11 protein-coding genes are annotated in these 9,783 nt (G+C 36.2%); 4 read left to right on the forward strand and 7 right to left on the reverse strand.

Features of this window, described 5'->3' with window-relative positions; all coding sequences use genetic code 11:
* Positions 1–303 precede the first annotated feature (303 nt).
* From MKJ01_RS18425 to MKJ01_RS18435, 3 genes are all read right to left on the reverse strand, one after another.
* Complete coding sequence (locus tag MKJ01_RS18425) at positions 304–906, reverse strand: hypothetical protein (RefSeq protein WP_241615727.1); 603 nt, start codon at positions 904–906, stop codon at positions 304–306.
* A gap of 174 nt (positions 907–1,080) precedes the next feature.
* Entirely contained in the window at positions 1,081–2,268 is a 1,188-nt protein-coding gene (locus MKJ01_RS18430) for a cation:proton antiporter (protein WP_241615728.1), read from the reverse strand.
* 106 nt (positions 2,269–2,374) lie between these two features.
* Entirely contained in the window at positions 2,375–2,830 is a 456-nt protein-coding gene (locus MKJ01_RS18435; RefSeq protein WP_241615729.1) for an Hsp20/alpha crystallin family protein, read from the reverse strand.
* Positions 2,831–3,123: 293 nt separating this feature from the next.
* On the opposite strand from MKJ01_RS18435, the gene MKJ01_RS18440 reads away from it, so the two are divergent.
* Entirely contained in the window at positions 3,124–3,924 is an 801-nt protein-coding gene (locus tag MKJ01_RS18440; RefSeq protein WP_241615730.1) for an EcsC family protein, read from the forward strand.
* Between the two features lie 193 nt (positions 3,925–4,117).
* On the opposite strand, the gene MKJ01_RS18445 is transcribed toward MKJ01_RS18440, so the two are convergent.
* From MKJ01_RS18445 to MKJ01_RS18460, 4 genes are all read right to left on the reverse strand, one after another.
* Positions 4,118–4,885, reverse strand: coding sequence for a hypothetical protein (locus tag MKJ01_RS18445; protein ID WP_241615731.1), 768 nt, complete (start codon positions 4,883–4,885; stop codon positions 4,118–4,120).
* A gap of 9 nt (positions 4,886–4,894) precedes the next feature.
* Positions 4,895–5,194 (reverse strand): type II toxin-antitoxin system RelE/ParE family toxin, encoded by a 300-nt coding sequence (locus tag MKJ01_RS18450; RefSeq protein ID WP_241615732.1) that lies wholly within the window; start codon positions 5,192–5,194, stop codon positions 4,895–4,897.
* Positions 5,172–5,519: a hypothetical protein gene (locus MKJ01_RS18455; RefSeq protein ID WP_241615733.1), complete on the reverse strand. Its 348-nt coding sequence runs from the start codon at positions 5,517–5,519 to the stop codon at positions 5,172–5,174. Before MKJ01_RS18455 ends, MKJ01_RS18450 begins: the two co-directional genes overlap by 23 nt.
* Positions 5,520–5,689: 170 nt before the next feature.
* Positions 5,690–6,409: a DUF6261 family protein gene (locus MKJ01_RS18460; RefSeq protein WP_241615734.1), complete on the reverse strand. Its 720-nt coding sequence runs from the start codon at positions 6,407–6,409 to the stop codon at positions 5,690–5,692.
* Positions 6,410–6,737: 328 nt separating this feature from the next.
* Here MKJ01_RS18460 and MKJ01_RS18465 point away from each other — a divergent pair, with 328 nt between their 5' ends.
* The 3 genes from MKJ01_RS18465 to MKJ01_RS18475 all read left to right on the forward strand — a co-directional run bounded on the left by MKJ01_RS18465 (position 6,738) and on the right by MKJ01_RS18475 (position 9,774).
* Complete coding sequence (locus MKJ01_RS18465; RefSeq protein WP_241615735.1) at positions 6,738–8,519, forward strand: DUF6119 family protein; 1,782 nt, start codon at positions 6,738–6,740, stop codon at positions 8,517–8,519.
* Between the two features lie 145 nt (positions 8,520–8,664).
* The gene (locus MKJ01_RS18470) at positions 8,665–9,066 is read left to right on the forward strand and encodes a helix-turn-helix transcriptional regulator (protein WP_241615736.1); all 402 of its coding nucleotides are present in this window, start codon (positions 8,665–8,667) and stop codon (positions 9,064–9,066) included.
* Positions 9,067–9,381: 315 nt separating this feature from the next.
* Entirely contained in the window at positions 9,382–9,774 is a 393-nt protein-coding gene (locus MKJ01_RS18475; protein ID WP_241615737.1) for an AAA family ATPase, read from the forward strand.
* The last annotated feature ends 9 nt before the right edge of the window (positions 9,775–9,783 follow it).

Here is a 9,783-nt window from a genome sequence, read left to right on the forward strand (position 1 = left end):
TTTTTGAAGAAAGGCTCAGATTATAAAATCTAAGCCCTGACTTTTTAACTTACACACTTTGTGGGAGAGTGTCAAAAAAGCCCAGCTTCTTTCTGTTTGGTTATACATCAAAGAGTTCCTGATCATTTTAAAATCTTACATTTCTGATGTCATATTTCAGGATTGAAGATGATATACTGTTTAAAAGAAAAAATTGCTGACATCTACAATCCGTCCTACTTCCTCATGAACTTCCATAAGCAGGACGAACTGTTTTTTTCATGTTGTGCCGTCTATTTTTCAAGATAAATGACTCTTTCATCTTTATTGTTTTCTCTTGCGTTTTGTGGTTACAAGCAATACTCCGTTCTTCGCTTTTTCTCCAAAGAGATCAATCGCAACAGCACTTTTCATAACTTCTAATTTTTTAATGGATTTGGAATCGAGTGCCTTAAAATCACGTTCTGTACTTATTTTCCCATCGATTACGTATAAAGGAAGGTTGTTCTTCAGGCTTACCGGATGAATTCCGCCTAAAATAAGATGCCTGGTATAAGCCGTATCATTTTTCATTACTCCCGGAGCTGCTTTTCCTTTTATCCGGGTATTTTTCACAGATTCTGTTTTGGATTCCACCTGTTGTGCCTGTACGGAAATAAAACCTCCTGAGGTCAGCACAAACCCTACGGCAAATTTAGCAAAAAGGGAATTGATATAGGAATATTGCAGATCCCGGTTAAGCTGCGAGGCATTAAACCGTCCGCAGACATTTCCGGACGGTCTTGAGAATGCTTCTGCAAGGTCTTCATCTGCGGCAGCCGTAAAATCTCTTACTGTTTTTGAACAGACGGAACAGAATCTGCCTTTCTCTTCAGGTGTCATTGTGTCCCAGTTTTCGTGACATGGTTTAGGTATCGTAAGTTTCATACTCATCTCTTTTATAGTAAAGATGCATGATTGGCTGAAAAGGTTGGAAAGTAATAAAATTCTGTTTTTATTTTGGTACAAAACTTTAATCTGGTTTCTGGATTCAACAGATTTTTATTTGTATTTATACCTACATGATCACAATCTATAGGAAATTGTATTTTCCGGCTCCATTTAAAAAGACTCTTGGTGTAAATTATGCCGATCTGAATATTTCCTATCCGTCATTGATTTAAAAACCGTAATCCATACCGTTGACAGCAGCAGGGAAAGGCAGGTAATGCATAATCCGGCTTTGTACAGATCATAAGGAATAATATCTGTTTTGTGTGCGATGGCTAAAGCAAGGATCCCGAATTCCCCGGTCTGAGACAGTAAAGCGCCGCCATACCAGCTGTCTTTCCAGCCATACCGCATCACCCTGAAAACAATGGCGGACATCAGGCTGTTGCTGATCAGGACAAACAAAGTTCCCAGAACAATAATTTCATAATGCTGATAGACATAATCAAGGTCCAGCCTCAACCCTACCGATACGAAAAACAGGGTGATGAAAAAAACTTTGAAGGGTGCCAGTGAATGCTCCAGCCAGTTTAGCATATTCAGCCTTCCTACGATAACTCCGGCCACAAAGCTTCCTAACGCACTGCTTAATCCGATGAGTTCAGCAAGCATTCCGAAACCGAGGCAGATCAGCAGCCCGGTAAATACCTGCAGGTCATGGTCATTCTCAATCCCGGAAAAGAGCTGCGGCATCCTGATTTCCTGAACATTTCTTATCTTCTTAAACAGGAAGAAAACGGCAATGCTGAAAAGAACCGGTAAAAGCATATTCCACAACCTGGCCGTTTCGCCACTCCATGCTTTGAGTAAGGTAAGAACGGGTGCCAGGAGAAGATCCTGAACGATCAGGATATTAAGAATGGTAACTCCGAAAGCTGTATGAAGGGTATTGTGTTTTTTTAGGAATTCGCTGACGACCGCCGTACTGTTAAAGGTAAACAGAACCGCAACCAGGACCGTGCTCCTGAAATCAAGGCCGATAAAATGCCCGATGAGAAAGGCGAATCCCAGGCTGAGGAGTACTTTGATTCCCTGCGCAATCAGCGGTTTCAGAATCAGGCTGTGATGGTTCGGGATATTGATTTCCATCCCGAGAAAAAACATCAGCAGGAGAATCCCCATTTCGCCGATCACTTCGATCTGATGGATTTCGGTAAATACTTTCAGCACATACGGCCCTAATAAAATTCCGGCTATGATATACGCAATCAGGTAAGGCTGCCTGAACTTTTTAAGCAGGAAAATAAGTCCGGTGGTGGTAAGGCATAAAACAGATATCGATAAAAGCAATGTATCCATACCGCACAGCAATTTAATTTATAGAGAAACTCAGAAATTAAACATCGGTTAAATAACAATTGGTTTTCCTGAGGAAAACCAATTGCTGTAAAGTCATTTAATTGTATTACTGGATTTCGATCAGGCGCGGAGCCTGTTTCTTTGCTTTTTCCGTTTTAGGGATGGTAAGCTTCAGAACCCCGTTGTCATATTTTGCCTGAATGTGCTCTTCATCCACCACATCCTTGGCCAGCTCAAAACTTCTTCTGAAGGACTGATAGCTGAATTCCCTGCGGGTGTACTGATCTTTGTTTTCTTCCGTTTCATTCTTTCTGGAAGATGAAATGGTCAGAAGATTGCCTTCCAGGGTGATCGTGAAATCTTTTTTCTCCATTCCCGGTGCGGCGACCTCTACTTCAAAATTCTCATCGCTTTCCCGGATGTTTACCGAAGGAACGGTAGTTAAAGTAGAAGAAAAATTAGTATTGCCCCAGTTAAAAAGTTCGCGGCTGAAAAAGTCATCGAACAGTGCACGTGGACTGGCAGGGAGCATGCTGCCGTTGTTTCTTTTTACGATTGACATAACAAACGATTTTTAAAAGGTTAAACATTAATTTTAATGAACACATCTGAATATTTTCAAATGATATGCCAGGCGCCAAAGCGTGAAAATTTGTCACTCAAAATGAAAAATTGTCATTTTTGATATGTCATTATGTATCTAATGGTCAGATGATTAATGATAAAATGGAATCATAAATCAAAAATATTCGGGGCCGACAGTACGAGCGGCACAGAATTGATACCTTCAGAATACATGTGTCAGGTTTATGCGCATAGTATTAGCTAACATTATTCACTTATAAGAATCACATCATGAATATCTCAGAAAACCATCGTCAGGAATTATTTGAAGCCATGCGGATCTTAGAAAACCCCGGTATCGCTGCTAAAATAACAAGTTTCATAGGCACCCCCATTGAAAAGGGCCTCGAGCGCCTCCCGGCCAGCTGGAACGGAAAAATCGGGAACATTACAAAAACAGCATTGTTAAAAGCAGTAGATGCGGCTATCTTTACGATGAAAGAAACGCCGAACTCCAAAGCTTCAAACTTATGGCATAAAATAGGCGTGGCTTCGTCCGGTGCTGTGGGCGGATTCTTCGGACTTCCCGCGCTTGCAATTGAGCTTCCGCTGTCTACGACCATCATGCTGCGTTCCATCATTGATATTGCCCGCAGTGAAGGCGAATCCATCCATGATCCTGATACCAAAATGGCCTGTCTTGAAGTGTTTGCCTTAGGCGGCAAAAGCGAGGCGGATGATGCCAGCGAAAGCGGATATTTTACCATCAGAGCAGCACTGTCTAAATCAGTTGGCAATGCGGCCGAATTTGTCACCAAAAATGCCGTTGCCGACAAAAGTGCTTCCCAGCTGGTGAAATTTGTAGTGAAAATTGCAGCACGGTTTAATATCCAGGTCACAGAAAAAGCAGCAGCCCAAGCCATTCCCGCGATTGGTGCGGCAGGCGGAGCGATTGTAAACACCATTTTTATCAATCATTTCCAGGATATGGCGAAAGGGCATTTTACCATAAGACGACTGGAAAAGATATACGGTAAGGAATTGATTCAGTCGGAATATGAAAAAATGGCGGCAGCAAGGAGATTAACGTAACTAATGACTTCACTGATAAAATATAATGCAATACCAGAGTCTGATTGAATTTAATCTCAATAATTAGATTCAGTATATTTAACATGAAAACATGGGTGTAATTCCCACAATCTACGAGAGATTATGTTTTTTTACAAATTTAAACAGTTCTCCCATTATAAAAAATAACCTGCTAAAAAGCAGGTTTTATGATTTAAGAATGGTCATGATGGAAATATCTCGGGTCCGGATATTGAAATTCAAAATCCAGCTCTGCCATTAATTTTGCCGGCGATATCGTTCTGCCTGTATCGCTACGTTCTCCCGAATACGGCAAATCTTTCTGCGCGTTGATCACCTCTTCTTTGGTAGGATGAATGGGTGCCACTACGTTGTAGACTTTGGATTGAGAATGATTATCCAGCATTTTTTCAATTACCGAGCAGATATCTGCGTAATGGATATGGTTGACCAGCTGATCCAGTCCGGAAATATTATAGTTCTTCAACAACCTTTCCCCGCCCATCAATCCGGCCAGTCGCAGGATATTGGCCTGGGGGAATTTTTCTAATATGAAACTTTCGCTCTCCACCTCTGCAGCAGGCTGATCGTCTTCCGTGAATTCTTTTTCTTCCTGGGGATAAACACCTGTAGAACTTGTATAAAAGAGCTGACCTTTAAAGTCCCCTAAAAAAGTAAGCAGATTCTGACGTTTCTCCGTCATAGAAATCTGTGTCCCCCGAAGTCCCGAAAACGGGACACTGATAATGACAGCATCCAGTTCCGGTGCAGCGTCCCATTCTTTCATTTTCGAATCCAATTCATCCGGAAAACTTATGAGAGTAGCATGATAGCCTTTCGATTCCAACTCTTCTGCCTTAGACGGTGTCGTGGTGGTGGCAAAAGTTTCATACCGGTCAGACAGCCTTTCCGCAATGTGGATTCCGAGCCAGCCACAACCGATGATTCCTATTTTTTTCATATTATATTTTTATTTCAAAGCGTTGTAATTTTCGTCCGGATCCTGGAAGTTCTGAAGAATTCTGTGGATATATAAAACGTCTTCTTCATAACTATAAATTAATGAATTGTGCTTTGTTATAAGCAGTTTATGAAAATTTGTATCTTCATACTTCTGAAAGATAACTTTTTTATCAAGCAAAATAGTAATTGCTTTTTTAAATTTCTCAAAAAAATCTTCCAAAACATCAATTGACCACTTTTCCAAAAGATAAGATTCAATATTTAAAAGATCTTGTTGCGCTTTTTCAGATATTTCGTAACGCATCATCTTTATATTTTTCAATACGTTTTCTCATATCTTCTAAGACTGTTTCACCGGGAATTCCCTTACCATTTTTGAAATCTTGCTCAGTTTTTTTCAACGATTCTAAAATCTCTTCTTTGGTTTCGTTGCGCCACTGTTTTACTTCTATGATTTTTGAGATCACCAAAAGCTCCTCGGGCGTAAATCTCTTTTCTTTCAGCTTCTTGAAGAATGTAGGCTTCTTAATCCCGGATTTCTCAATGATATAGGACATTTTGAAAGGCGAATTTTTCAGGATTTCATCTATATTGTTCTGGATCTCGATGTATTTTTCTATTTCCGCTATCATTATCTTATATTTTTAAGTATCGGTTTATGAGACAAATATAGGAAATATATGATATCATGTATCATCATTTAAAAGTTTGTTTTAGATTTCCTTTAAATATAATCTCCCGCAGAAAGATCTGCGGGAGTAAGATATAAGCAAACTTCGTTAAAATACTTTTCACCGGATGATTAGGCATTTCTGGATGCTCCGGATTCTGTTTCCCGGCCGGCTCTCTGCTGATAAGAATTTTTTGCAGCTTTTACCAGTTCATTGGTATCGCTGTAGAGCAACTCCCATTCGGTAACGTCTTTCATGGCGGTTAATAAATTGATGTAAGATTTTAGGTTCCTTTCAAGATCTTTGCGGATGGCGCTTGCGCTGGTCATCTGCCGGAGTTCGGCATTGGCTTCCGCCTGGTCTGCAAAGATCACCTCAAAATTTTCATGCTTAGCTTTCATCTCTGCAAATGCTGTAGTAAGGGACAGCAGGGCAATTTTCTGCGTATTATCAGCAGTCTCCAGTTCCTCAATCAGCTTTCCCATCTGTGCGGTCTGCGAAGAATAGCTCAGACGGTCCAGATCCAGCCCGAACTTTTTAAAAACGCTGTACAGATCCTCAGCTGCCTCGCGGTTTGCTGCGGAAGGCAGTTTCCGGTATCCGTTCAGGAAGGCTTTCAGATTGGAATAGGCAATATCCCTTTCATGATCTGCCGTTGCTACGTCCTTCCCTTTTCCGCTGTAGACCTGCTTGGCATATACCTGATCATATTCCGTATAGGAATTCTGTAAAGCTGCAATAAGAGGATGGTTGGTAATCACAGGATATTTTCCTGATTGTGCGTTCGAAATAATTCTTTGAGCCAAAGTCGCAAGATCTTTGGTGCTCAACCTCACTAATGAAATTTTCATACTTCAAATCTGTTTTTGTTAAAATGTATTAATTACTCAAAACAAATATAAATAATTCTACATTTAGTGTAAAACATTTTGCGGGAAATAAAGTGCAGCCGCAGGAAGTCTCCCGCAAGTTGCTAGAGACTTTCTGTCATTGCAGGAGATTACGAACAACCCTACTTGAAACAAAATGCAGATGCATAAGGTTTATTTTAAGGATACTAATGAGGTTTTGCGGATGAGGGTGCTTTAGGTTGAGGATGTTTTTATGATTTAAATTTTTGTTATGGAAAACCATAATTATATATAAGTTCGTTTGTTTATATTTGAAAAAACTAAAAATATGACCGATAAAATTCAAAATAATTTATATTTATTAAGAGAAGAGATACAGGAAAGAAATTCACGAAAACAATTAATTACGAAAAATGTTGATTTTACTTACTTAAATAAGCTTTTAAAAAAAAAGAAATTTAAAGAACAGAAAGTGAAAGATGGTTTAAATGCTTTATATGATATAAAAGTATTTTACAAGAAATCACCAAGCAATATAAAATGGAAAGACTTTATAAGTAATATAGTGGAGGCGGACCAAGAAATTTTAAATTTAAAAAAATCAAGTTCAGAAAGTTACATTATATTATTTCAGAACAAAAAGACTCAAAAAATATATGCATCAACAGGAGGATATGCGCATATTACTGTTCAAGAATTTGCAACTACAGATTTTGGAATTGAAATTTTAGCGAGAATAGTGAAAGTTGATGATAAAGCTCTTAGGTCAACAAAAGAAAGAAATCTGACAGGTGGTATTCAAGGCGAAGTAAAGTTCTTCAGAAATGATTATAATTTATTTGAAAATGATAGTTTCGGTAAAATTTATAATGAACTTAATGCTTTATTAACCAAAGAAACTCTAATTAAATCTTTTGGTTTTAGCTCAAAAGATTTAACGAGTAATAGTTTATGTATTGCAAAAAATTCATTCTCATTAAAAAAATCAATCTCATTTGAAAAATTGTTAGATATAATTAAAAGATGTGAAAAATTATTAGAAAAAGAACCTGAAGTTGAAATAAATAGTGTTAATAAAATTTCAAGGTCAGAATCTCTTCTTAAGGACAACCTGTTTGATACATTGATAAAAAATGCATATCAAAACTATCTTGATGAAAATTCTTTTTATAGTATCGAAATTAGTAATAAGGAATTTGATAAGTATTTTCAAGCAACTAAATCAAAAATTAGTTTCTACTTCAAAAGAAAACTTCAAGAAATTATTTTCGATGATATATTTAGAGAATTTCAGTCAGTAATAGTTGAAATAAGCAATATCTGCGGAAATTCTTTAAATTTTGATGAGTTCAAAAAAATTGTAGGATCTGCAACCTTAGAGACATTTGACGAAAATGATATTACATTAACTAATGAAAATCTTTCCAACCATTTTTGCTCAGAAATAATTTATAATGGTCTTAATTATTTTCTAATTGAAAAAGATTGGTATCAAATAAAAAAGTCGTTTATTGATACTATTAATGAAGCGGTATCTTATTTTATTAATGAAAATCCATATTCTGGTCCAAAGCTAAGTAAATGGCAAGGCTCTTCTGAAAACAATTACAATGCAAGTTATTTGAAGAAAAATAATACATACGTTTTTGATAAATTCACTCATTTAAATATTGAAGCTTGTGATGTGTTAAAAATTGAAAAAGATGAAATTTATTTTTACCATATAAAAAAAGGATTTGATAATTCTATGCGGGATCTGTGCAATCAAGTCTATATTGCAGCACGGAAAGTGTTGGAAGATGTAAAAAACGACTATAATTACCTTGAAGGGCTTTATGACCTTGTAAAAGAAAATAATGGTAATACGGTATATTCACAAAATGCAAAAAAACAATTTGGAACAGTCACTAAAAAACAGTTTATTGAAAAAATAAAAAACAAGAAAATTATATTTGTACTAGCATTTTTAGATACATCGAATAGCGGCCGAAGACTAATTACTGAAATCAATAAATTTGATTCTAATATTGCAAAATTCACGTTGGTTGAATTATCTAAAAATATGAGAAATTTAGGTGTTAATTTTCAGATATTACAATTAGAAAAGTAATCCCTAAAATTATCAATAAGATACTTCCTATGCGAGCCTGCAAGCTTACACCTGCAAGTTCGTACTTTCAACAAAAAGCTTCCCCTTGCCCAATCCCTCAATATTTTATAAATTTACCCTTTACTAATCAATAAAAACACTGGTCATGGAACAAAAAATACATCAGGGACGCAACGTAAAAAGATTTCGGGAGATGCTGGGCATCAAGCAGGAAGCATTGGCTTTTGATCTAGGTGAAGAATGGAATCAGAAGAAAGTATCAATACTGGAACAAAAAGAAGTTGTAGAAGACGCTTTACTGCAAAAAATATCCGAAGTAATGAAAATACCCGTTGAGGCTTTTCAGAATTTTGATGAAGAAGCAGCAATAAATATAATTTCAAATACATTTAATAATCATGACCATTCAAGTCCACAATTTGCCAGTGTCATTAATAATTCTCCATCATTCCATCCACTAGATAAAATGGTTGAATTATATGAAAGAATCATCCAACAACAAAAAGAGATGATTGAAAAGCTAGAGAAGTTGATACAAGATAAATAAACCAAAAATCTGCCTTACCGCAGATTTTTTCTTATTTCAAAATTTCATTCTCAAATTAAAGTAAACTTTCCCTTTGCTAGCGGGAGCTTAAAGCTCGTGCTCTCATACTCTAAAACTGAACAATCCGTTTGCAATAGTGACCACGAGTGTTATGCCCGTGGCAGCGAGAGAGGATGTGAAATGGGTTATTGTAATTAAAGAATTTACACTATAGAAAAAATTTTAAATATTTCTTTATTATATTTATTATTTTTCGAGATAAGAATATTAGATTTATCAAATATTAATTATTACTAATAACATAAACAAAACAATATGAGAAAAAGCAATCTTAAATCATTTACGATTAAAGGTCTTTTTGGGAATAGAAATATCTCTATACCATTTAAAGAAGATGTTAAAATTCTTATCGGTGAAAATGGATTAGGGAAAACTACAGCATTAAATATGCTTTACTATACATTAACTAGCAAATTTTTTAAACTAAAAGATTTTGATTTTAAGACATTAGAATTATCATTTACAGATGGTCAAAAAATAACAATTGATAAAGAAAAGCTCTTGAAATCTGATGAAGACATTGATATGGATATACCATCATATCTTCTAAATGATCTTTCTAGATCATTAGATGATATTGTGGATATGCAAATAAAAATTCCAGTATCAGTTAAGCTACATTTAGATAGGTTTTGTTTTGATTGTTAAATTCTTCTA

It is taken from the genome of Chryseobacterium sp. SSA4.19 (genome assembly GCF_022601875.1).
In the GTDB taxonomy this organism is placed as follows: domain Bacteria; phylum Bacteroidota; class Bacteroidia; order Flavobacteriales; family Weeksellaceae; genus Chryseobacterium.